Below are 21,022 nucleotides of genomic sequence, written 5' to 3'. Positions count from 1 at the left end.
TAGAGACGCTGATCATGCCTGCACTGTAGACGGGGAACTCTGCCACTGTTCTTGCAGGCCGGAGCTGGTTGTGAACGTGAAGCCCGGCCCGACTGAACGGCCGAACCCCCCACAGATGCAGGGGGCTGGCAGCGTGTGGGACGGACTTTAACCCGTGAACGCGCCCCAGAGCAGGTACGCGTTCAGGCCAATGATGATGCTCGCGAATAGCCAGCCCAGGCCCGTGACCAGTGGCCGGCTGGTCAGGACACCCATGATGTCACGCCGGGCCGTGAACAGCAGCAGCGGGACCAGGGCGAACGGCACCCCGAACGACAGCACGACCTGTGACAGCACCAGCACGCTCGTGGGATCCAGGCCCAGCAGGATCACGATGAAAGCCGGCAGCATGGTCACGGTGCGGCGCACCCACAGCGGAATGTTGAACTGCACGAACCCCTGCATGATGACCTGCCCGGACATGGTCCCCACGGCGCTGCTGCTCAGTCCGCTGGCAAGCAGCGCAATGGCGAACGCGGTGGCGGCAGCCGGCCCCAGCAGCGGCGTGAGGGTCCGGTACGCGGTCTCCAGGTTCCCGGCGTCCTCGATGCCCTTGCCGTGGAAGGTGGCAGCCGCGACGGCCAGCATGCTCATGTTGATCAGCCCGGCGACACCCATGGACACGATCACGTCCACACGGTTCAGGCGGCTCAGGCGCACGCGTTCCTCGTCGTTGCGGGTGGGGACCCGGCCCTGGGTCAGGGCCGAGTGCAGGTAGATCACGTGCGGCATGACGGTCGCGCCGATGATCCCCACCGCCAGGTACACACTGTCCACGCCCTGGAAGCCGGGCACGAAGCCGCGCCCCAGTTCCGCCAGTTGGGGGCGCGCCAGAATGAACTGGGTCAGGTAGGCTACGCCGATCACCGCCACGAAGCCACCAATGACCAGTTCCAGTGGCCGGAATCCGCGGCGCTGAATGGTCAGCAGCCAGAAGGTCAGCACCCCCGTGATGGCCGCGCCCCAGATCAGCGGCAGGCCGGTGAGCAGCCCGATGGCGAGCGCGGCGCCCAGAAACTCGGCCAGGTCCGTGGCCATGGCAATGATTTCGGCCTGCACCCAGTACAGCCACACCAGCGGGCGGGGCCAGCGGTCGCGGATGGTTTCCGGAAGGTTGCGGCCGGTGGCAATGCCGAGTTTGGCGCTGAGATTCTGGATCAGCATGGCCATCAGGTTGGCGGCCAGGATCACCCAGAGCAGCGCGTACCCGAACTGTGCGCCGCCCTGGATGTTCGTGGCGAAGTTTCCGGGATCCATGTAGGCGATCGAGGCGATCACGGCGGGTCCCATGAACGGAAGGATGCGGGCCACGCCGCGCCGGTTGCCGCGGCGGGCCAGGATCTCCTCGGCGCGGAGGGTCATGCGTTCGTCAAGGCTGCCGCCTGGGGACGGCGCGGCGGTGTGCTGGGGGGGCAGGCTGGACATAACCCTATATTAGGCACACCTAAAAATCATTGTCCATCCCTCCCACCGACTCACAAGACCACTTCATCTGCCGCGGCCTCTCCGGCGGCGGCCCCTCCCCACGCCAGAACGCCCCACCGGAAACGACAGGAGCACCCTGACCTCAGACACCGGCACACCAGGCACAGCAGAACGGAGCTCCGTCTGCAAGGCCCAGCGCGAAACCCGGGAACACCAGCCGGTTTCAGGACCTGCCCGGGACCTCCCAGCCACACGGGAGAAAGCCTTGGCTGGCCTTTTTCTACAGCCGTGCACGTCGTGCAGAGAGGTCGATTCCGCCCCACTGCCACCCTGGCTGCTCCTGCCTCCACTCGAACGGTCCGGACGAGCTTGAGTTCTGATTCACCGCGGGCGATCCCCCGTCACTTCCGGGAACGACCGCCAGACTCAGCCCAACCTGGGGATTCATGTGCCCCCCGCCGAGTGTCAGCAGACGCACCATGAAGAGGTACGTGCTGGATCCCCCTGGTCTGCCCGGGACTGCTGAACAGAGCGCCGCGGGCCAGCGGCGCAGGTCCGCACGGGGACGAGCAGGCCGACACGCCAGGCCTCCCACGTGCCCCTCCGGTTTTCAGAGGGGGGTCAGACTGGCCTGTTCCCGCCTCCCACTCCGCTTCCGCACCCGCTGGGTGCAGGACCGCGCGCCGCAGCAGGCCGAACGGTGCTCCGTTTCGCCGCATGCCCCTCCTCACCCCCAGCGTGGCGTTCCTGCGGGGGCCCTGAACTCCCCCGGTGAAGAGCCCGCACCCCTGCGACGGGGTTAAGCGCTGGAGGAAGGTCGCAACCTTCTCCTGCCCGGCTCACTGGGTTGCTCCGGCCCGGTCTTCCGAGTGGCCGGGCGTCCCCCTAGCCAAACCACGCCCCGGTGCGCGGCGCGGCGCGTACCCTCTGAGCATGACCGCCACCGCCCCCACCCAGGCAGATCAGGACCACGCGGCGCCGCTGCGCGTCCTGATCTGCGACGAGATGAACCCCGGCGACCTGAACCACGCCGGTTTCCAGATCGACTACCAGGGCAACATGGACCGCGCCGAGACGCTGCGCCGCCTGCCGGAGTACGACGCGCTGATCACACGCAGCCGCACGAAGGTCGACCGCGAACTGATTGACGCGGCCGGCCCGCGCCTGAAAGTCATCGGGCGTGGTGGCGTGGGCGTGGACAACATCGACCTGGATTACGCCAGTCTGCGCGGCCTGCTGGTCCTGAACGCCCCGGAAAGCAACAACGTCTCTGCGGCGGAGCTGGCCGTGATGCACCTTATGGCCGCCGCGCGCGGCCTGACCCGCAGCGACAGCAAAACCCGCGCCGGTCAGTGGGACCGCAAGTACCTGGGCCTGGAACTCAAGGACAAGACGCTGGGCATCGTGGGCCTGGGCCGCATCGGGTCCATCGTCGCCGACCGCGCGCAGGGACTGCGCATGCACGTCATTGCTTTCGACCCGTACGTCCCGGAAAGCAAGTTCGAGCGGCTCGGCGTGACCCGCGCTGAGACCCTCGATGACCTTCTGGAGCGGGTGGACGCCATCACGGTGCACACCCCGCTGACCGACGAGACGCGCGGGATGATCGGCGCGCCGCAGCTGGCCCGCATGAAGAAAGGGGCGATTGCCGTGAATGCCGCCCGCGGCGGCATCATCGATGAGCAGGCCCTCGTGGACGCCCTGCACAGCGGTCACCTGTTCGCCGCCGGAGTGGACGTCTTCGTGGATGAACCGCCGGCGCCGGAGCACATCTTCCTTGGCGCTCCGAACCTCGGCATCACGGCGCACCTGGGGGCCAACACCTTCGAGGCGCAGGAGCGCGTGGGGGCCGAAATCGTCTCCCGCGTGCTCGACGCACTGAAAGGTGACGTCAGCAAGGGGGCCGTGAACGCTCCGGCCCTGGACGCCAAGACCATGGAAGCGCTGGGCGGTCACCTGACCCTGGGTGAGAAACTCGGCCGGATTCTCGCGCAGCTGCTGCCCGGCGCGCACGACGTGGAGGTCACGTTCCGCGGTGAATTCCCGGCGGATCCCGCGCCGGTCGTCACGAGTGTGCTGGTGGGGTACCTGTCGGGCCGCACCGACGAAACCCCGAACATGATCAACGCCCGCGCCCTGGCCAAAGAACGCGGCGTGAACCTGGCCGTGCGCGAGGAGCAGACCAGCCCCGACTACCAGACGGAAGTCATTGTCAAAGTCACGAGCGGCGGGCAGGGCGAGAAGGAACGCACGCGCACCGTGGGCGGCACCGTCTTCGGCCGCAGCCCCCGCCTGACCCGCCTGCGCGACTACCGGGTGGAACTGGAACCTGTGGGTTTCATCCTGATTGCCAGCAACCAGGACAAGCCGGGCGCGGTTGCCAAACTCAGCAACCTGCTGGGCACCTGGGGCATCAACATTGCCGGGATGGCGCTCGGACGGGCCGAAAAAGGCGGACAGGCGCTGTTCACCCTGACGCTGGACGACAGCCTGAGCCCGGAACAGTTGCAGGCGATCCGCGACCTCGACGTCATTGACAGCGCGTACCTCGTGCGCGTCTGACCTGCCCGGTGAGGCTGGTGACCGTCTGGTCACCGGTCTCAGGGCTGCGCGGCCCTGGGTGTCTTGCGGCAATTGCGGTTGCTTTCCTTGGGAAACAGAGCACACTGGCTGGTATGGAAGGACTGATCTGGCCGGTGGCCGTGGTGCTGAGCCTGCTCGCGACCCTGCACGTCGCCTGGGGCCGTGGGGCCGCCTGGCCCGGACGGAATGTCCCGGACCTTGCGCAGAAGGTGGTGGGCGGACCCCGCACGGACCGGATGCCGTCACCCGTCGCGTGCTACGCCGTGGCGGCCGCCCTCCTGAGCGCCGCGGCCATTCTCACGCTGGCCGCGGCGCCAGCCGTTTCCAGCCCGGTGATTCGTTTCATGGCCTTCACGGCGGCCGGCGTGTTTCTTCTCAGGGGTGCAGCAGGCTACGTGCTGCCGCGTCACCCTGGTCAGGACTTCGACCGCCTCAACCGGTGGCTGTACTCACCCCTGTGCCTCGCCCTGGGCGGATTGTCGCTTCTGGCCCTCATGGGCTGAAGGGTTGAGGCTCCACGCGGCGGCGCAGTTGGGTTCAAGCAGCTGGACGTGCTCGTCTGGAGCCCCATCATCCTTTGACACTGACGACGTTCACGTGCGGGCAGCACGGGTGGGGTGCGCGGGGTGGTCCGTCCGGTTACATCCCTCCCGGCTGAAACCGCTGTACCTGCTGCCGAGGCCTCTACAGCTCGCGGTGAAGGCGGTCGGCGGCGACCAGCAGAACGTCCCACACGCTGCTGAACGGAGGGGCATAGGCGAGGTCCGCGTCGAACAGGTCCTGAGCGGTGGCCCGCTCACCCAGAAGGGCCGCCACCACGTCCACCCGTTTGACACTCAGCGGATTATGCCCGAGCAACTGCGCGCCCAGCAGCCGCCCGGTGCCGCGTTCACCGGTCAGGCGCACGTGAATGGGGCGGCTGCTGCGGTGGTACCCGGCGTGGTCGGTGCTCGTGACATCCACGCTGAGTGCATTGAGGCCCAGGGCGTCCGCGTCGGCCTGGGTGAGGCCGGTGCGGGCCACGCCCAGCCCGAAGGTCCGGAAGATGCCGGTGCCCACCACGCCAGGAAAGCGCGCGTCACCGCCGGCCATGTTCACGCCGGCGATGCGGCCCATCCGGTTGGCGGTGAGGCCAAGCGGAATGTGGACGCGGCGGCGCGTGACACGGTGTACCGTCTCGGTGTTGTCCCCGGCGCTGTACACGCTGGGAACGCTGGTTTCCTGCCGGGCGTTCACGGCGACCGCGCCGCTCTTCCCGAGGCGCGCGCCGGCGGCCTGGGCAAGGGTCACGTTGGGTTTCACGCCCACAGCCACGATCACCACGTCGGCCCGCACCAAGCCGTGGTCGGTCTGCACGCCGGTCACGCGGTCCTGCCCGGTGAGCCCCTGAACAGTGACCCCGCAGCGGACATCCACGCTGTGACGTTCCAGTTCAGCCCTCACCTGCGCCTGGAGGCCGGTGTCCAGCATGCGCCCCGCCACCTCCGGACCTTTTTCCAGCAGCACCACACTCAGGCCGCGGGCGTGCAACGCCTCGGCGAGTTCCAGGCCAATGTACCCGCCGCCAATCACGCACGCGCGTCTGGCGCCGCGCAGGCTGGCGTCGAGCGCCTCACCGTCCGGGATGTCCCGCAGGACGTGCACGCCGCCCAGAGGGGTGCGGGCCCAGTCGGGCCGGACGGGGGAGACCCCCGTAGCCAGCAGCAGCCGGTCGTAGGGTTCGGTGGTGCTCCGCCCGGAACCGTGGTCCGTGACTGTGATGGTGGCGGCGCGCGGGTCTACTCCCGTGACCTCATGCCCCAGCCGGACGCCGATGCCCCGGGCGCGCATCTGGCTGGGGGTGCGGGCGATCAGGTCCCCGAAGGTGGCCACCTCTCCGCTGATCACGTACGGCAGACCGCACGCACCGTAACTGATGGTCTCACCCCGCTCGAACACCACGATCTGCGCGTCCGGATTCAGGCGCCGGGCGCGGCTCGCGGCGCTCATTCCGGCGGCCACGCCCCCCACGATCACGATTCGCATGCCGCAGCCTAAAGCGGACGGGGCAGGGCGCGGCTTCCGGACGCCTTCATGTAGAGGAGGGCAGGCGCGCAGGGCGTGGAGGGTGGGAAGCGGTCAGTGGGTGAACTGGCTGTAGGCGCTCAGGGCGGGCCACCGCTCCTGGCCATGACCCCTCGTCTGGTCAGCGGCCGAAGTCCTGCACCCAGTAGGTCGCGAACACCGTGTTGGGGGTGCCGTTGCCCATCGCGGCGCCAAAGTCGCGCCAGTCGCTGTTCATGAGGATGCGGCAGTGGCTGGGGCTGTCCAGCAGGCTTTGCAGGGCGTCCTCGGGTGTGGTGGAGTCGTACGCGGCGTTCTCACCGACGGCCGTACTGGGGTACCCGGCGGCGCGGGCGCGGTCTGGTGGGGCGCTGCCGGTTTCGGGGTTCATGTGGCCCCGGAAATTCAGGCGGATCATGTCGTTCAGGTGCGTCTGGGCGGAGATGGCCAGCTGATCGTTCCAGGTGAGGGGCGGAGCACTGTGGAACAGTTCGTCCCCGCAGCGTTGCCCCTGACGGCGGGCCTCGTTGGTCAGGTCGAGGAAGTGCAGCAGCCACGCGCGGGGGTCGTCCGCTTCGATCTGGGCGGGTTTCACGCTGACCAGCGCGGCGCGGCCGTCCTGTACGGCCAGGCCGTAGCGGGTGAAGCCGACCCTCATGGCGCACTGGTTGGCCAGGGCCTGCACGACGGCGGGCGCGCGGCCCAGTTTCGGCAGGACGAACTGGTTGGCTTTCTGCGCCCGCACCTTTGCGCTCTGCAGCTCGGTCTTTAGTGAGAAGCCGCGTGCCACCCGGGCGGCCACGGCGTCCAGCACGGGGTCACGGCGGGCGGTCTGTCCGCAGGAGCGGAAGTCTGCCTGCACGAGCAGGTCGAAAATCTCGGCGCGGTCGACCATGGCGTTCGCGGCGACCGGTTGCCCGTCCGGCAGGGTCAGCGGCGCAGGCAGGGGGAGGCCAGAGGGGACGCCGGTGGTCTGCGCGGGGCTGGTGCCGCTCAGCCCGAGGCTCAGGGTGAGCAGGGTGGAACGCAGGGCGCGGTGCATGTCTCATTTCATCAAAGAATCCCCACACTGTCCTCACATGTCGTCCATAAAAAGTGAGGTTTCTCACGCAGGGCTGCACAGGGGCGTCACGCGCCCCGGGGACGGCAGCCTAAGATGCTGGGCATGACCGATGCTGTCCGCCCGGATTTCACGCCCCTGAACCGCGAACGTCTGATCGCGCCCGGCCCGGTCGAGGTCGCGCCCGCCGTTCTGGCGCAACTGGCGCAGCCGCAGATGCACCACCGCGCGCAGGCGGGAATCGCCAAGCTCATGGAAGCCCGGCAGAAGCTCACGCGCCTGCTCGGCGATCCGTACGACGCGGTGATCACCACCAGCAGCGGCACCGGCGCCTTCGAGGGCGCGCTGGTCAGTACCACGCCGGGCGGCGCGAAGGTGGTGAACGCTCAGGCTGGAAAGTTCAGCGAACGCTGGGGCGAGATGGCCCGCCGCTTCGGGTACGACACGCAGCTGGTCGCCCGGCCCTGGGGTGAGGTGCTCGACCCGCAGGAGGTCGCGGACGCCGCGAGGGACGCGCACACGCTGCTGATCACGCACAGCGAGACGAGCACCGGCGCACTGCACGACCTGGAAGCCATCGCGCGGGCCGCGAAGGCGGCCAATCCGGACCTGATCATCATTGCCGACTGCATCACGTCGTACGGCGTGGCTGAGCTGCGTCCGGCAGCGTGGGGCGTGGACGTGATCGTCTCCGGCAGCCAGAAGGGCACGGCCACACCCCCCGGACTGGGGTTCGTGCTGTTCAGCCCGGAGGTGCAGGCGCGCCTCATTCAGAACCCGGAGCGCGGCTTCTACCTGGACATGACGCGGGAACTGGCGGGCCAGAAGGCCGGGAACACGCCGCAGACCCCGGCCATCAACCTGATCTACGCGCTGGACACGGCCCTCGACCGGCTGTTGAGTGTGCCGCTGGAGGTGCTGTGGGCCGAGCAGCGCCGCAAGACCGACGCGCTGATTGCGGCAGGTACCGCGCTGGGGGCGTCCGCCTGGGCGGCGCGGACCAGCCCGGCGGTGGCGGTGCTCACGCCGCCCGCCGGGGTCACGGGACGGCAGGTGGCGGCGCAACTGGCCGCCATGGGACAGCGGGCCCTGCCGGGGCAGGCGCCGCACGAGGACACGGTGTTCCGGGTGAGCACCATGGGGTACGCAGACCGGTACGATGCCCTGGCGATTGCGGGCATTCTGGAGGACTGCTTCCGCGCGCTGGGCGTGTCCTTTGAGCGGGGTGCGGCGGTGCAGGCGGCCTGGGCTGCCCTGAGTTGAGGTCTGGGAGCAGGGGCGGGGGCAGCCGCCCCCGCCCCTGCTTCGTTGTGCGCACCTCAGTTCGTGCACTGGGGAGGGCCATAGGCATATCCATCTATGGCCGAGAGGATGCGAACTGTCGTACTGTCTTGGCTATGAGACTGTTGCAAGATTGGAAGTATGATTCCTCCTGAGAGCGCCCCGCCGGACGGCGTGAGTCCTGAACATCTGCAGGCCGCCCAGCAGTTCGGCCGGGCCATGAAACGCCTGCACCGCATCATCAGCAGCCGCGTGATGCGCGGCATGCAGGACGAACTGATGGACCACGACCTGAGCTTCTCGCAGATTACGGCCCTGCACCAGCTGCGCGCCTACGCCCCCATGAGCGTGACGCAGCTGAGCGAACGCATCCGCCTGAGCCTGCCGGCCGCCAGTCACCTCGTCGAACGCCTTGTCAAGCGCGGCCTCGCCCAGCGCACCGAGAACCCCGACAACCGCCGCGAGAAACTCGTGGAACTCACGCCCGCCGGCCGCAACATCGTGGGCCGCATGGACAGCGAATTTGTCAGTGCCTATGTCACCGCCTTCCAGGGCGTGAACCTCAGCACGGTGCAGGCGGCCTCGCACCACCTGCAGGCCGTCCTCGACGAGCTTGACCCCCAGTTCTCCACCGAGCCGTGCCAGGAGCACCCATGACCGTACCCCACACCACCGAGCCCGCCGGGCGCATCGACTACGCCAAGACGCTGGACCTGCCCACCAAACGCCTGATTCTGCTGGGCGTCCTGCTGGGCCTGTTTCTCAGCGCCCTGGATCAGACCATCGTGTCCACGGCGCTGCCCCGCATCACGCAGGAACTTCAGGGCCTGAGCCTGTACTCCTGGGTCACCACCGCCTACCTGCTCACGAACACCGCCCTCGTGCCCATCTACGGGAAGCTCTCGGACCTGTACGGCCGCAAACCCATTCTGATGGTCGGCATCATCGTGTTCCTCCTCGGGTCGGCCCTGTGCGGACTGAGCGGCGAGCCCTTCCTGGGCAACCTGTTCGGCGGCGGCATGATGCAACTCGTCGTGTTCCGCGGACTGCAGGGCGTGGGGGCCGCCGCGCTGGGCTCCGTGGCCTTCGCCATCATTGCCGACCTGTTCGAACCGGTCGACCGGCCCCGCTACCAGGGGCTGTTCGGCGCCGTATTCGGCCTGAGCAGCGTCATCGGGCCGCTGCTGGGCGGCTTCCTGACCGACCAGGTGTCCTGGCGCTGGGTGTTCTACGTGAATCTCCCCATCGGTCTGATCGCCCTGGCCTTTATCGCCAGCAAGATGCCCCGGCTCGCCAGTGGCCTGCAGGCCCGGGTGGACTGGCTGGGTGCCCTCCTGATCCTGGTATTCGCTGTGCCTCTCCTGCTGGCCCTCACCTGGGGCGCCGACGGCAACTACGCCTGGACGAGCCCCACTGTACTTGGCCTGTTCGCCCTGAGCGCCGCGAGCCTGATGGCCTTCCTGTTTGCCGAGAGCCGCCACGAAAGTCCCATCCTGCCGCTCACGCTCTTCCAGAACCCCACCTTCGCCTGGAGCGCCCTGGCGCGCTTCATGATCGGCGCCGGCTTTCTGGGCGCAATCCTGTTCCTCAGCCTGTACCTCGTGCGGGTGCAGGGCGTGAGCGCCACCAAGGCGGGTACCGCCACCATTCCCCTCACGGTCGGCCTGATCATCGGTGCCATCGGGTCCGGTCAGCTCGCCAGCCGCCTGGGCCGCTACAAGATTTTCATGCTGATCGGCCTGATCACCGCCGCGCTGGGTTTCTTCGCGCTCAGCACCCTGAATGCGGACAGCAGCTACTCCAGCGTCGTGATCCGGATGGTGCTGCTGGGCCTGGGTCTGGGCCCGGCCCTGCCGCTGTACACCACCGCCGTGCAACTCGCCGTGAAGCCCTGGGAGATCGGCGTGGCCACCAGCGCCGGGCAGTTCTTCCAGCAGATGGGAAGCACCATCGGCACCGCCATCTTCGGCGCGGTGCTGACCGCCGGCGTGAGCAGCAACCTCGCGGCGCAGTTCGCAGCGCAGGCCGCCAGCCAACAGGGCACCGTCGCCGCACAGCTGCAGAAGATCGGTGAGGACATCAAGTCCGGCAGGGCCGGCGGCACCAACGACCGCAGCGCCACGCCGGAGAAACCCGAAGACATCAAGGCCCGCTTCGCCACCCTGCGGGAAAACCTGACCCGCGCCGTCCAGACCGGTGACGCCGCTGCCCTGAGCGCCGTGAAGAACGACCGGTTCATCCAGTCCCTCCCGGAGAAGGCCCGCACGCAGCTCACCAGCATTCCGGGCGGTGGCGTGCCCGCCCAGGTGAAGGCCAGCTTCAACCAGACCTACGCCAGCATCGAGCGGGCCATGAACAGCGGTGACGCCGCGCAGGTACAGGCCGCAGCTGCCAGCCCGCAACTGCCTCAGGTGCTGCGCGCCACCCTCGCCCGAATTCCAGCCGCTGCACTCGCCAGCCCCCAGGGCCGCGCGCAGATCCTGGCCGGGCTCCGCCAGGGCCTCGCGCAGGCTGAAGGCCCCGCCGCCGAGCAGGCCACCCGGCAGGCCCTCAGCGGCGCCCTCAGCAGCGTGAACGACGGCGAGAAGATCACCCTCGCCAGTGCCCGCGCCGCGAAGGTCGCGTTTGCCGACACCATCAGCTCTATCTACCGGTACTCCGTCGCGGTGGCCATCCTGGCCTTCCTCGCCACGCTGATGATGCCCAACCTGGAGATTCCGCGCCGGGCCAGAGGGGAACGCGCCGCGCCCGCCCACGTGGAGATCTGAACAGACTCCACGGTGCCCGCAGGGACCGCCACAGCTTCCCGCTGTGGCGGTCCCTGCGTTCAGCTCGCCCGGCCCTCAGCGCACACGGGCCGCTCCGGACACCGCACGACGCCGCGTGCCCGCCACGTCCAGGGCAATTCCACCCCACAGCAGGACCACAGCGCTCAGCAGCGTGCCCGGCGGCGGCCAGCCGAACGCGTTCCCCGCACCGAACACCGCTGCGATCACCATCAGAATTCCCAGTTTCTCCAGGCCCAGATTCGCCACACGTCCCTCCACATCACGCCGCCCACGGGGCCGGCGGCGCCACCGGACCAGTGTAGGAACGTCCCACGGCCGGCGCCGCCATCAAGCGTTCACCAGCCCTTGCGCCAGACTTCAGACTGCGCCTACCGCGACCCGGACGGCCCTGCCCGGCAGGCGCTAGCCTGAACCGGTATGACCCGCCCCCTGTTCCACGACAGTACCCTCATGAGCTTCGCTGCCACCGTCCAGGCCACCGAGGGGCAGGCCCTCACCCTGGACGCCACCGCCCTGTACCCCGAAGCGGGCGGCCAGGCCGCCGACACCGGCCTGCTGCGCTGGCCTGGAGGACAGGCGCGCGTGACCGGCAGCCGCAAGGACAAGACCACCGGCCTGATCTGGCACACCCTGGACGCCGCCCCGCCGCCCGCCGGCACCACCGTGCACGGCGAGGTGGACCGTGACCGCCGCTGGCGGCACATGCAGCGCCACAGCGCCGAACACCTGCTCGCCCAGGCGTTCACGCAGGTGAACCCCGCCTTCACGGTGGTAGCCGTGAGCATGACCAGTCCTGAGTGCAGCATTGATCTGAGCGGAGATCCGGCCGAAGTGCACGTCCGCGCCGCCGAAACCCTCCTGCGCCAGACGCTGGCCCGCACGGAACTCACGCTGCGAACCCCCGTCGTCCCCGAAACCGACCTGCACCACTACCCTCTGCGGCGGGACACGAAGGTCCGCGGGGACGTACGCCTCGTGATCTTCGAGGATGACCAGGGCGCGCCCTTCGACGTCAGCGCCTGCGGAGGCACGCACGTCCCGCACGCCAGCATGGCCGCCCCGGTCGTGATTCTCCGCACCGAACGCATCAAGGGTGGGGTCACCCGCGTGACCTTCATGGCCGGAGAGGAAGCGAGCACGTACCTGAGCGGCGTGTACGCCGACGCACGCCGCCTCGCCCAGGACTTCAGCGTGCCCGTCGAGCGCCTCCCGCAGCGCGTACAGGCACTCAGTGACGACCGCGCCGCCCTGCACCAGCAGCTCACCGCCCTGCATGACACGCACGCCCGCGCCCTGCGGGACGCCGCCCCCAGCGAAACGCACGGCGCCCTGGCCCTACGCGCCGTGCGCCTCCCCGACCCTGCCGGCCTGCAGGCGGCGCTCACCGGGCTGCCGCCCCAGACTGTGGTGGTCGCGCTGGCCGAAGGGGGCCGCTGCGGCGTGGCCAGCACCCACCCGGACGTCAACGCCGGCACCCTGCTGCGCGCCGCACTCGCCGACGCGGGCGGCAAGGGCGGTGGGCGGCCCGACCTCGCGCAGGGCAGCACCACCCACCCGGACGCGTTCCTGAGTGCCGTGCGCCGGCACCTCAGCGCCCCCCCAAGCCGGGACGCCTGTCTGGACGACCCTGCTAGCCTGTAACGCATGAGTCTTCACCTGAACGCCGAACCCGGTCAGATTGCCGAAACCGTCCTGCTCCCGGGCGACCCGCTGCGCGCCAGGCACATCGCCGAAACCTTCCTGGACAATCCCGTGCTGCACAACACCGTGCGCGGCATGCACGGCTACACCGGCACGTACAAGGGCCAGCGGGTCAGCGTGCAGGGCACCGGCATGGGCATCGCCAGCTCCATGATTTACGTGAGTGAACTCATCACCGAGTACGGCTGCAGGAACCTGATCCGCGTCGGCACCGCCGGCAGCTACCAGGCGGACGTGCATGTGCGCGACATCGTTCTCGCCCAGGCGGCCTGCACGGACAGCAACATCAACAACATCCGCTTCGGGCACAAGAACTTCGCGCCCATCGCTGACTTCGGCCTGCTGATGCGCGCCTATCAGATCGCCCGCGAGCGCGGCCACGCCACGCACGTCGGCAACATCATGAGCAGCGACACCTTCTACCACGACAGTTTCGACCAGTACAAACTCTGGGCGGACTTCGGCGTGCTCGCCGTCGAAATGGAAGCGGCCGGGCTGTACACCCTGGCGGCCAAGCACGGCGTGAAGGCCCTGACGGTCCTCACCATCAGCGACCACCTCATCACAAGGGAGGAAACCACGGCCGAGGAGCGTCAGCTGACCTTTAACGCCATGATCGAAATCGCGCTGGACGCCGCCCTGGCCGACGCCCAGTAACCCAGAATGCACAGCACCGGGCCGCCCCGCGCGGCCCGGTCCTCGTTGGGGAGCCCGGCAGAAAGGGAGCGCCGGGGGTGGGCGTCAGTCGTGCCGGCGCAGCCGGGCGATGAAGAAACCGTCGATCCCGCCTTCGGGGATGGTCAGCACCCCCGGACCGGCCGGCACGCTGGGCACCTCCACGTTCGGAACGTCCTCAGCCTGGAAGGCCGGGTGCTCCGCCAGGAACACCTGCACCAGCTGCGGCCCTTCCTCGGGAGTGACGGAGCACACCGAGTACACCAGCGTGCCGCCGGGCTCGACCAGCGCCGCGGCGTTTGGCAGCATGCTCGCCTGCAGGCGGGACATTTCCTGCACGGCGTGGGGCGTGAGCCGCAACTTGATCTCGGGGTGACTGCGCAGGGTGCCGCTCCCCGTACAGGGCGCGTCGAGAAGCACAAACGGCGCGGGCGTCAGGTCCAGGGGACGGGTCAGGTCGTGCGTCACGAACTCGGCCTTCAGCCCCAGGCGGTTGAGGTTCGCGCGGGCCGCGTCGTGTTTGCGGGCCACGACGTCCACGCTCGTCACCTGCGCGCCGCGCGTGGCGAGCATGGCTGCCTTCACGCCCGCGCCGCCCGCGAGGTCCAGCACCCGCGCGCCCTGAACGTCCCCGAGGGCGTCCACGCAGGCGAGGCTGGCCGGATTGATCGGCTGCGCCTGGCCCCGCTGGAACGCCGTGGTCTGCCGCAGTGGCCGCTCAAGTTCCACGCGGTCCACGCCCTGCACGCCCGGCAGCACCAGACTGCCCTCCGCTTCCAGGGCGCGCACGCCGTCGTCGGAGAGACTCAGCCACAGCGGCTGAGCGTTCAGCAGGTCCGCGATGACCGTGGGCGCGCGGTCCCCGTACGCGCCGTGGTACACGTCCGCGAGCCAGCCGGGAAGTTCGGTTGGGTCGGGGCTGCGCTCCACGCGGCGCAGCACGGCGTTCACGAGGCCCGGGGGGCCAGGCGGGCGCCCCGGGCGAGGTTCACGTATTCACTTGCCACCGCGTGGGGTGGGGTGCCCAGGAACAGTTTCTCGAACGCGCCGGCCATCAGGAGCGTGCGGGTTTTGGGGTGCGTGTCTCCGGTGAGCAGGGCGTTCAGGCTGCGGGTCAGGCTGGGAGCATGCCGGAGCGTGCCGTACACAATGTGCGTGGCGAGCCCGGCGTCCCGGGTGGGCAGGTGGGCCTGCTGCAGCGCGGCGTCCAGGGTGGGAGCAGCGAAGGCGTCGGCGTCGAGCACGCGGAGCAGCACGCGCACGGCCAGTTCGCGCGCGGGGTTGAAGGGGCCGGGGCGGTCCCCGCTGGGGCGGGGGCGTTGGGGGCGGCGCGGGGCGTCGGTCACCGGGGCAGTGTACGCGCCTCACGCCCGCCCGGGCGTGAGGCGCGTGTCCCGGGGCGTGCGGGCCGCTCAGGTGGGGGCGGGTTTCACCTGCGGGCGAAGGACCACGACCACCAGCAGCAGGGTCAGCAGCACGCCGCCGCTCAGCAGGTACGGCGCGGCGTGACTGACCGTCTGGTACAGGCCGGTGCCCAGGAGGGGGCCGGTCATGCGGCCCAGGGCCAGAGCGCTGGAGTTCAGTCCCGCCACGGTGCCCTGCAGGTCCTCACTGACACTCAGGCTCAGCCCTGCGCTGAGGCTGGGGCTCAGGATGGCGCTGCCGATACCGATGACCGCCAGGGCCACCGTGATGGGCCAGAAGGTCTGTGCGGCGGGCACGAGCAGCATGCCGGCGCCCATGATCAGCAGGCCGGCGGCCACGAGGGGGGCCGTGGGCAGTTTTTTCGCCAGGGGACGGATGGCGCCCCCCTGGACGAGCGCGGCCACCAGGCCGAACACGGTCAGCATGATGCCCACGGTGCGCGCCGCGCCTTCCGGGGTGAGATTCAGGGTGTCCTGCACGTAGAAGCCGATGGTCTGTTCCATGCCCACGCTGGCAAGTGTGGACAGCGCACTGATGATCAGCAGCAGGGGAATGCCGGGCTGGCGCAGCAGGGCGCGGCGGCTGCCCTGTGGGGTGGGTGGGGCGTCTGTGCGGCGCGTTTCGGGCAGGGTGCGCCACGCGATGAGCGCGGTGACGAGGCCGAGTGCGGTGCTGAAGAAGATGGGCGCGGTGAGGCTCACGGTGCTGAGGGCGGCGCCGATGGCGGGGCCGAACACGACGCCCAGCCCGAAGGCGGCGCCGATCAGCCCGAGGCTGGCGGCGCGGTCCTGGGTGCTGCTCAGGTCGGCCATCATGGCCTGCGCGGTGGGGAGGGTGGCGCTGGACAGCATGCCGCCCACCAGGCGCGCGGCGACCAGCAGGCCGAACAGGGCGGCGCCGTCCAGTGTGCCCTGCACGCCGAGGTGCGCGAGGAGGCCGAACAGTCCGAAGCTGATGGAGAATCCGACGAGCCCCAGCAGCAGCACCGGTTTGCGCCCCGTGCGTTCGCTGCGGTGGCCCCAGATGGGGGAGAAGAGGAACTGCATCAGTGAGTACGCCGTGGAGAACCAGCCGGTCTGTGTTTCGGTGAGGCCCAGGGCGCGGCCGAGAGGTGCAATGATGGGAAACAGAACGCTGAGGCCGAGCATGGCGATGAAGATGGTCAGGAACAGCGTGAGTTTTGTTCGGCCGGGCGCGGCCGGCGAGGGAGGGTCGGCGGGCGACATGAGCGGCAGTATACGCTTCGCCCTGACCGAGCGGTCAGGATTGACTGGGGAGTGGGGTACTCCAGGGCAGAACCTCCCTCTGGTGTCGGCGGTGAGGCCTGACCTGGTCCTTCGTTCCCTGGCAGCAGGGCATATTCCAGGGCGTTCCATCAGCGGCGGTCACCCGGAAGGGGTAGCGCAGGTTCAGGGGCACCCGGTATGCTTCACATGAACCGCTTCCATTCACCCTGCCGCGCCCGCTGCATGAGCAGCCGAGCGCGCTGCCCGTCATAGGGTGAAGGCTGACTTACAGCTGACTGGGACGGCGAAATCGTTCTTCTGCCCCCATTGTCAAGCGCGGCTTCCAGGCTTATAATGTTCAGTGAGCAACCAGAATTGACCCGTTGCGGACGCTCATCCGCAATCCTTTCCAGTTCCTTCCTGCCGTGGAAGGCCCATGGAACTCTGCACACCACCAGAATGGAAGCGATTCACAATCGCACGCACCCAAGGAGACCTATGAAAAAAGCTCTGACTGTCCTCTCCCTTGCACTGCTCGGCCAGGCCAGTGCCGCCACCATCACCGTGTGGACGCACTTCGGTGACGCCGAACTGGCGTGGCTGCGCACCCAGGCCACCCAGTTCAAGGCCAAGACCGGCAACACGGTGAACATCGTCAGCGTCCCCTTCGGTGAAATGACCGACAAGTTCATCCAGAGCGCTCCCAAAGGCCAGGGCCCGGACCTGATGACCACCCAGCCGCACGACCGCCTCGGGCAGCTCGCCGCAGCGGGCGTAATCGAACCGATGGACAAGTTCGTCACCAGCCGCACCGACCTCGACAAGACCGCCCTGAGTGCCATGACCTACCAGGGCAAGCTGTTCGGTATTCCCATGTTCGCTGAAGCTGTCGCCGTGGTGTACAACAAGGCCCTGGTCCCCACCGCGCCGACCAGCTGGAACGCCTTCCTGGCCGCCGCACAGAAAAACACGGGGTCCGGCAAGTTCGGCTACCTCGCTGAACTGAGCAACGCCTATATGCAGTACGGCATCATCAGCGCCTACGGCGGGTACGTGTTCAAGAACACCGGCGGCACCCTGAACGTCAAGGACGTGGGCCTCTCCAACGCCGGCGCTGACAAAGCCAGCGCGTTCCTGAACGACCTGCGCTACAAGTACAACCTCGTGCCCGAAGGTGTGGACGGCAACGCCGCCAAGAGTGCATTCGTGCAGGGCCGCCTGGCGATGTACCTCACCGGGCCCTGGGACATGGGAGACATCAAGAAAGCCGGCATCAACTACGGCATCATTCCCTTCCCGACCCCTCCCGGTGCCAGCGGCAAGTGGAGCCCCTTCGTCGGCGTGCAGGGCACCATGCTCAACGCCTACAGCAAGAACAAGGCGGTGGCTGCGCAGTTCGCCAAGCAGATCACCAGCTCTGAAGCGCAGGTCGCGTTCAACCAGGCCGGCGGGCGCATTCCCGTCAGCCTGAGCGCCCGCACCAAGCTGAAGAACGACCCCGTCGTGCAGGGCTTCGGCAAGACCATCAGCATGGGCACCCCCATGCCCAACGTCCCCCAGATGGGCGCCGTGTGGGGCCCCTGGACCAGCGCGATCACCCAGAGCGTCCAGAAGCCCGACCAGAACTACGGCCAGATTCTCGACAAGGCCGTGCAGGAAATCAACAGCAACATCAAGTAACCCTCAGGGGCGCGTGATCGACTGACCCCCGTCACACCATCCCCACTTGATCCCAGGACGGAAGAGGTCCGCCCGCCGCGGCAGTCCTCTCCGTCCTTGTTCCGTGTCCACCACCCGTTGTCCTGACGCTCGTTCCGCTGTCCCTTCAGCGGGCTGGACCGTAAAGGCAACCCCATACCCACAAGGCTGGCGGGCGACCGGACCCCAACGCTGACTTTCCTGCACGGAGGCCCTGACACTGATGACCACCCTGACCCCCTCCCGAGCCCGGCCCAGCGCGCCCCCCCAGGGCACGCGCGGCATTCTGACGGCCCTGCTGATCCTGGCGGCTCTGCTGGGCGCGTCCGTCCTGATCGGCTGGCTGCTGTCTACCCTGACCGCTCAGGTTCTGCCAGGCGCGCCGGCCTTCACGATCCTGATCTGGACGCTGCTGGCCCTGCTGCTCTTGGCGCCCGTGACCCTGCGCGCCTTTCCGTGGCTGACCAACTGGTTTTACCTGCTGCCTGCCCTGGTGTTCATCCTGGCGTTTACGGTGCTGCCGGTCGTGCTCACGATCAACTACGCCTTCACGAACTACAGCGGGCAGAACAGCGGCAATCCCGACAGTGCCACACGTCAGGCCGCGGCGCTGGGGGCCGGCCGGCGCACCGTGACGCTGCCGGAACTGGGAGAACCGGTCGCGGAGTTCCTGCGCTGCCGGACGGCGGCCTGCGCCGACGCCACGGTGGTGCTGTACGACGAGGAGGCGTCGCAGCCGTACCGCGCGCGCGTGGCCGGCGCTCAGGGCCGGACCCTCACGCTGGCCGCTCCGGTGCCTGACGCCCTGACGGTCACCCAGGCCACCCGCATCAACAGCATCAGCTATGTGGGGCTCGCCAACTTCCAGCAGATCTTCGGGAAGGCCAGCCGCGCCCTGTGGCCCGTGTTCCTGTGGACGGTCGTGTTTGCCTTCAGCACCATCTTCCTGAATGCCGTGGCCGGGCTGATCCTGGGCATCCTGCTGTTCAACAAACGCCTCAAGGGACGCAACATCTACCGCACCCTGCTGTTTCTCCCCTGGGCCATTCCCACCGTCATCAGCGTGCAGATGTGGGTGGCCCTGTTCAACCAGCAGTTCGGGATTGTGAACAAGACGCTGGGGTTGCTGGGCGTGGTGGCCATTCCGTGGCTGAACGATCCGCTGTGGGCGAAGGTGAGCATTCTGCTGGTGAACCTGTGGCTGGGCTTTCCGTACATGATGACCGCCACCATCAGCGCCCTGAGCACCATCAATGAGGATCTGTACGAAGCGGCCGAGATTGACGGCGCCAGCCGCTGGCAGCAGATCACCAGCATCACGCTGCCGCTGCTGCGTAACTCGTTCACGCCGATCCTGCTGTCCGGTTTCGCGTTCAACTTCAACAACTTCGGCATCATCTACCTGCTCACCGCCGGCGGGCCCGCGCAGGAAGGGCGGGAAAGCACCGCGCAGAGCACCGACATTCTCCTCTCGTGGGGATACAACACGGCGTTCGTGTCCAGCGGCGGGCAGAACTTCGCCCTGGCCAGCGCCATCGCCCTGATCATCTTCTTCTTGACGCTCGCCATCAGCCTCGTGAACTTCAAGGCGGCCGGCGTGTTCGAGGAGGCCCGCAAGTGACCGCCGCCCCCACCCCGAACCGCAACGCGCCCCTGCCGCCCGGCGGGTACGTGCACCGTGAACCCACGCTCCTGCGCCGCCTGCTGCCCTGGGTGGTCGGCGCGGTCGTTCTCGGCCTGCTCATCTGGCTGGGCGTCACGCTGAACAACAGCCTGAACGGCAAGGCCAAGAGTTTTTCCATCTACTTCGTGGAGCGCGGCTGGGTGCGCTTCCTGCTGTTCCTGCTGGCCGCCAGCGGTGTGCTGGCCCTCACCAGTCTGCTGGGCCAGCAGATCGGCATGGCCCGTACGGGGCGCCGCATCAGCTACGCCGCGGTGCTGGGCGACCAGCTGACCCACCTGTTCCTGATTCTGGTCGTTCTGGGCGCCATCTACCCGCTGCTTTACGTGCTGATCGCGGCGTTCGATCCGCGCAACAGCCTCTTCGCCTTCCCTGACTTTGGCAGCACCAACCCGTTCTATAAAACCGGGCTGCTTCCGGACGTCAGCCAGCTCAGCCTGGAGAACTTCGGGAAGCTCTTCGAGGGCGTGACCATCCCCGCGTGGCAGCTGCTGCTGGCGCTGATCTCCGGCGCGGCGCTCGCGGCGCTGCTGCTGTCCCTGCTGATCAGCAGAGTAGGCCGCGACAGCGAAGCGCAGGCGAACATCCGCGCCTGGAGTCTGCGGACACTCGTGGCGGCGCTGGCGGTGCTGGTAATCTTCATGACCCCCGCGCAGTTCACGGGGGGCAGCAACGAGAGCAAGTTCCTGCTGTCCGTCCGCAATACCCTGCTGGTCTCCGGGCTGACCGGCATTCTGGCGATCCTGCTGTCCACCACCGCCGGGTACGCCATGGCGCGCCTGCGCTTCCCGGGCCGTTTCCAGATGCTGCTGTTCTTCATCTTTATTCAGATGTTCCCGGTGTTTCTGGCTCTCGTGGCCGTGTTCAAACTCCTGACTGACCTGGGCCTGAGCAACACGTTCACCGGGCTGATCCTGGCGTACTCCGGCGGCGCCATTGCCTTCAACACCTGGATCTTCAAGGGGTACGTGGAGAGCCTGCCGGAATCGCTGGAGGAAGCAGCGATGGTCGACGGCGCGACCCGCTGGCAGACCTTCACCCGCGTGGTGCTGCCCCTGTCGCGCGGCATGCTGGTTTTTATCTTCCTGAACCAGTTTATCGGCACCTACGCGGAGTTCATTCTCGCCAGCATCCTGATGACCGGCGTGGAGCACTGGACGGTCGGCGTGATGCTCCGGTCGTTCACCAGCGGGCAGTTCAGCACGAAGTGGGGCGTGTTCGCCGCGGCGGCCACGCTGGGCGCCCTGCCGATCGTGGGGCTGTTCTACGGCTTCCAGAACTTCTTCGTGGGCGGCGCCGTCGCGGGCGGCGTGAAGGAATAGCTTCAGCGCAGGTCAGGCCGCCGCACCCGTGGGCGCGGCGGCTTTTCTCTTGGCCTGATGAGCCAGAAAAAACC

At 68.3% G+C, this 21,022-nt stretch carries 17 protein-coding genes; 10 read left to right on the top strand and 7 right to left on the bottom strand.

The window, feature by feature from the left end:
• Positions 1 to 147: 147 nt before the first annotated feature.
• A complete protein-coding gene (locus tag LAJ19_RS07300; protein ID WP_225523222.1) occupies positions 148 to 1,401 on the bottom strand; it encodes an Nramp family divalent metal transporter in 1,254 nt (417 codons plus the stop codon).
• A 996-nt stretch (positions 1,402 to 2,397) separates the two neighbouring features.
• On the opposite strand from LAJ19_RS07300, the gene serA reads away from it, so the two are divergent.
• Positions 2,398 to 4,026, top strand: coding sequence for a phosphoglycerate dehydrogenase (gene serA / locus LAJ19_RS07295; protein ID WP_225475122.1), 1,629 nt, complete (start codon positions 2,398 to 2,400; stop codon positions 4,024 to 4,026).
• Positions 4,027 to 4,139: 113 nt separating this feature from the next.
• On the top strand, positions 4,140 to 4,550 hold the full coding sequence (locus LAJ19_RS07290) for a DUF3995 domain-containing protein (protein ID WP_225475121.1): 411 nt from the start codon (positions 4,140 to 4,142) through the stop codon (positions 4,548 to 4,550).
• A gap of 181 nt (positions 4,551 to 4,731) precedes the next feature.
• Here LAJ19_RS07290 and LAJ19_RS07285 read toward each other — a convergent pair whose 3' ends face one another.
• On the bottom strand, positions 4,732 to 6,072 hold the full coding sequence (locus tag LAJ19_RS07285) for an FAD-dependent oxidoreductase (RefSeq protein ID WP_225475120.1): 1,341 nt from the start codon (positions 6,070 to 6,072) through the stop codon (positions 4,732 to 4,734).
• A 160-nt stretch (positions 6,073 to 6,232) separates the two neighbouring features.
• The gene (locus tag LAJ19_RS07280; RefSeq protein ID WP_225475119.1) at positions 6,233 to 7,132 is read right to left on the bottom strand and encodes a CAP domain-containing protein; all 900 of its coding nucleotides are present in this window, start codon (positions 7,130 to 7,132) and stop codon (positions 6,233 to 6,235) included.
• A gap of 123 nt (positions 7,133 to 7,255) precedes the next feature.
• Here LAJ19_RS07280 and LAJ19_RS07275 point away from each other — a divergent pair, with 123 nt between their 5' ends.
• The 3 genes from LAJ19_RS07275 (at position 7,256) to LAJ19_RS07265 (ending at position 11,199) form a co-directional block, all read left to right on the top strand.
• A complete protein-coding gene (locus LAJ19_RS07275; RefSeq protein ID WP_225475118.1) occupies positions 7,256 to 8,413 on the top strand; it encodes an aminotransferase class V-fold PLP-dependent enzyme in 1,158 nt (385 codons plus the stop codon).
• Between the two features lie 159 nt (positions 8,414 to 8,572).
• Positions 8,573 to 9,088 carry a MarR family winged helix-turn-helix transcriptional regulator gene (locus LAJ19_RS07270; protein WP_225475117.1) on the top strand — a complete coding sequence of 172 codons (516 nt, stop codon included), beginning with the start codon at positions 8,573 to 8,575 and terminating at the stop codon, positions 9,086 to 9,088.
• On the top strand, positions 9,085 to 11,199 hold the full coding sequence (locus LAJ19_RS07265) for an MDR family MFS transporter (protein ID WP_225475116.1): 2,115 nt from the start codon (positions 9,085 to 9,087) through the stop codon (positions 11,197 to 11,199). Before LAJ19_RS07270 ends, LAJ19_RS07265 begins: the two co-directional genes overlap by 4 nt.
• 75 nt (positions 11,200 to 11,274) lie before the next feature.
• Here the strand turns inward: LAJ19_RS07265 and LAJ19_RS07260 are convergent, their stop codons facing one another.
• Complete coding sequence (locus tag LAJ19_RS07260) at positions 11,275 to 11,466, bottom strand: hypothetical protein (RefSeq protein ID WP_225475115.1); 192 nt, start codon at positions 11,464 to 11,466, stop codon at positions 11,275 to 11,277.
• Between the two features lie 171 nt (positions 11,467 to 11,637).
• On the opposite strand from LAJ19_RS07260, the gene LAJ19_RS07255 reads away from it, so the two are divergent.
• Together LAJ19_RS07255 and deoD are read left to right on the top strand one after the other, a co-directional pair.
• Entirely contained in the window at positions 11,638 to 12,861 is a 1,224-nt protein-coding gene (locus LAJ19_RS07255) for an alanyl-tRNA editing protein (RefSeq protein WP_225475114.1), read from the top strand.
• A 3-nt stretch (positions 12,862 to 12,864) separates the two neighbouring features.
• Positions 12,865 to 13,578 carry a purine-nucleoside phosphorylase gene (gene deoD / locus LAJ19_RS07250; RefSeq protein ID WP_225475113.1) on the top strand — a complete coding sequence of 238 codons (714 nt, stop codon included), beginning with the start codon at positions 12,865 to 12,867 and terminating at the stop codon, positions 13,576 to 13,578.
• Between the two features lie 84 nt (positions 13,579 to 13,662).
• Here the strand turns inward: deoD and LAJ19_RS07245 are convergent, their stop codons facing one another.
• From LAJ19_RS07245 to LAJ19_RS07240, 3 genes are all read right to left on the bottom strand, one after another.
• A complete protein-coding gene (locus tag LAJ19_RS07245) occupies positions 13,663 to 14,547 on the bottom strand; it encodes an RsmB/NOP family class I SAM-dependent RNA methyltransferase (protein WP_349774803.1) in 885 nt (294 codons plus the stop codon).
• A complete protein-coding gene (locus tag LAJ19_RS21910) occupies positions 14,544 to 14,942 on the bottom strand; it encodes a transcription antitermination factor NusB (RefSeq protein WP_349774802.1) in 399 nt (132 codons plus the stop codon). Before LAJ19_RS21910 ends, LAJ19_RS07245 begins: the two co-directional genes overlap by 4 nt.
• Positions 14,943 to 15,008: 66 nt before the next feature.
• Positions 15,009 to 16,247, bottom strand: a complete 1,239-nt coding sequence (locus LAJ19_RS07240) for an MFS transporter (protein WP_225475112.1) — start codon at positions 16,245 to 16,247, stop codon at positions 15,009 to 15,011.
• A 498-nt stretch (positions 16,248 to 16,745) separates the two neighbouring features.
• Between LAJ19_RS07240 and LAJ19_RS07235 the strand changes: the two genes are divergently transcribed.
• From LAJ19_RS07235 to LAJ19_RS07225, 3 genes are all read left to right on the top strand, one after another.
• The gene (locus LAJ19_RS07235) at positions 16,746 to 17,927 is read left to right on the top strand and encodes a sugar ABC transporter substrate-binding protein (RefSeq protein ID WP_225475111.1); all 1,182 of its coding nucleotides are present in this window, start codon (positions 16,746 to 16,748) and stop codon (positions 17,925 to 17,927) included.
• Positions 17,928 to 18,168: 241 nt separating this feature from the next.
• Positions 18,169 to 19,566, top strand: a complete 1,398-nt coding sequence (locus LAJ19_RS07230; protein ID WP_225475110.1) for an ABC transporter permease subunit — start codon at positions 18,169 to 18,171, stop codon at positions 19,564 to 19,566.
• The gene (locus tag LAJ19_RS07225) at positions 19,563 to 20,948 is read left to right on the top strand and encodes a sugar ABC transporter permease (protein ID WP_225475109.1); all 1,386 of its coding nucleotides are present in this window, start codon (positions 19,563 to 19,565) and stop codon (positions 20,946 to 20,948) included. Before LAJ19_RS07230 ends, LAJ19_RS07225 begins: the two co-directional genes overlap by 4 nt.
• Positions 20,949 to 21,022: the final 74 nt, after the last annotated feature.

Source organism: Deinococcus taeanensis (genome assembly GCF_020229735.1).
GTDB lineage: Bacteria > Deinococcota > Deinococci > Deinococcales > Deinococcaceae > Deinococcus > Deinococcus taeanensis.
The sequence above is the reverse complement of the archived record's forward strand: the minus strand, read 5'-3'. Positions and strand labels throughout refer to the sequence as shown.